The sequence below is a fragment of the Amycolatopsis dongchuanensis genome, from assembly GCF_039542405.1.
Classification (GTDB): domain Bacteria; phylum Actinomycetota; class Actinomycetes; order Mycobacteriales; family Pseudonocardiaceae; genus Amycolatopsis_E; species Amycolatopsis_E sacchari.
In genome coordinates, this window is sequence record NZ_BAABIB010000004.1 from 1 (window position 1) to 1982 (window position 1982).

The 1982-nt window shown below is 65.9% G+C and carries 2 protein-coding genes; one reads left to right on the plus strand and one right to left on the minus strand.

From position 1 onward, the window contains the following. Nucleotides 1-17 precede the first annotated feature (17 nt). On the minus strand, nt 18-611 hold the full coding sequence (locus ABFX51_RS00315; protein ID WP_346051291.1) for a CGNR zinc finger domain-containing protein: 594 nt from the start codon (nt 609-611) through the stop codon (nt 18-20). Between the two features lie 82 nt (nt 612-693). Here ABFX51_RS00315 and ABFX51_RS00320 point away from each other — a divergent pair, with 82 nt between their 5' ends. After that, nucleotides 694-1857: an epoxide hydrolase family protein gene (locus tag ABFX51_RS00320; RefSeq protein WP_346051293.1), complete on the plus strand. Its 1164-nt coding sequence runs from the start codon at nt 694-696 to the stop codon at nt 1855-1857. Nucleotides 1858-1982 lie beyond the last annotated feature (125 nt).

The following is a 1982-nucleotide window of genomic DNA, read 5'->3' on the forward strand; positions in this document are numbered from 1 at the left end:
GCCTGCGTCCTCATCTGCTACCGCAAGCTGCCGACTTCATTATGAAACGAGTTGTAAGCCCGCTGCTTGGCCTTGAGGCGCGCCTTCTTCTGACGATTCCCGCACGTGTTCATGTCACACCACCTACGGGTGCGGCTTTGGCTTGTGTCGAAGAAGGCGGCTCGGCAGGTCGGCGAGGCGCACAACGCCAGCCTTCCGTCCCGTTCCCCGGAAATGATGCTGATGGCGTCGGCGGCGATGACGCCCAGAGCGTCTTCCACGCGCGAAGCCGAGCTGAGCCGCCACCGCCGCTCACCCTCGGGCGTCAGGACGGCCGCGGCCCGCCCCTGCACGCTGCGGTCGTTGATGACCTGGACAGCGGAACCGGGGAGTGGATCTCGACTCGCGGCCGCTGTCGCCGCGGCGTGGATCGCCTCCCTGAGTTCTCGTGCGAGTTCCAGCTGCGCGGTGGTGCAGGAGTCCACAGCGAGGCCGTACACCGCGAGCCAGTCGATGAGCCGCTGTGGCGTGGGAATGCGCTCCACGGGCTCGCCATGACGCTCCGACAAGGTCCCCGTGAAGCTCGTCGCCAGCACACTACCGAGGCGGAAGTCAGGGAGCTCGACACGCATGGAACCACCTTAGCCGGTTGCCTGTAGCCAGCACAGGATGCTAGAACCGTCTTAGCCGGTTCCGCGATGGTCAGGAGGTTCCATGCCCAGCGACGTGCGAGTGTTCGAAGCCAACGCACCTCAAGCCGACCTCGACGATCTGCGTTCGCGCCTGTCCGCGGCGCGGCTACCGGAGGCCGAGACGGTCCATCACGCCGGCTCCGGCCCTCCCCGGTGGGATCAGGGCGTTCCCCTCACCGACCTCGTCGATGTCGTGGACTACTGGCGCACGGAATACGACTGGCGGGCCTTCGAGGAGCGCCTCAACCGGATCGGCCAGTTCCGGACGACGATCGATGGTCTGGGGATCCACTTCCTGCACCGCCGATCCGCCCGTGCGGATGCCGTTCCCCTGCTCTTGACGCACGGCTGGCCGGGCAGCATCGCCGAGTTCGTCGACGTTGTGGACGAACTGGCAGATCCGGAAAACGTGGACGCGCCCGCGTTCCACGTCGTGGTTCCCTCGCTCCCGGGCTTCGGTTACAGCGACAAGCCGACCACCACCGGGTGGGGAACCGAAAAGATCGCGGCGGCCTGGGTGGAACTGATGGAAAGGCTCGGCTACCGCAGGTTCACCGCCCACGGCGGCGACTGGGGAGGCAACATCACAACGGTTCTCGGCGGCAGGTTCCCCGAGCAGGTTCTCGGCATCCACACGACGTTCGCGGCGGGACCGCCCGGGCTGACGACGGAGGGGCTCACGGCCGTCGAGCGCAGGTGGGCCGAGGAAATCCACCACTTCTGGCGCCACCGCGCGGCGTACGCGAAGCAGCAGGCGACCCGGCCGCAGACCATCGGTTACTCGCTCGTCGATTCCCCGGTCGGCCTTCTCGCCTGGATCTTCGACAAGTTCGCGGAATGGACGGACACCGAAGACAGCCCGTTCGAGACGATTTCTGTGGACAGGGTTCTCGACGACGTGACTCTGTATTGGCTGACGCGGACCGGCGCATCTTCGGCCCGCATCTACTACGAAAGCCACAATTCACTCGATCCCGAACTCCGGGTCGACGTTCCGTCGGCGATCACCATGTACCCCCGCGACATCGAAAAGTGTCCGCGCCCCTGGGCTCAGGAGCGGTATCGGCAGATCGTCCGCTGGAGGGCTCCTGAAGCCGGAGGGCACTTCCCGTCACTGGAGGTTCCGGAGTATTTCGTCAGGGATCTGCGAGAGGGCCTCGCGGCGGTGCTGGCCACCGTCGGGTAGCGGCCCCCTACGCATGGCGTTGACGGCGGATACGTCGTAAGGCTGAAGCGCGGGCACATCCGAATCGCTAAGGGATGTCTCGTAACCCGGTGGGCGGCTGGCCGGTCCGGTAGTTGATCATGTTG

Excerpts from the sequence above, each read along its gene's own strand:
- ABFX51_RS00315 (WP_346051291.1), bottom strand. The coding sequence starts at position 611 with ATGCGTGTCGAGCTCCCTGACTTCCGCCTCGGTAGTGTGCTGGCGACG.
- ABFX51_RS00320 (WP_346051293.1), top strand. The coding sequence starts at position 694 with ATGCCCAGCGACGTGCGAGTGTTCGAAGCCAACGCACCTCAAGCCGAC.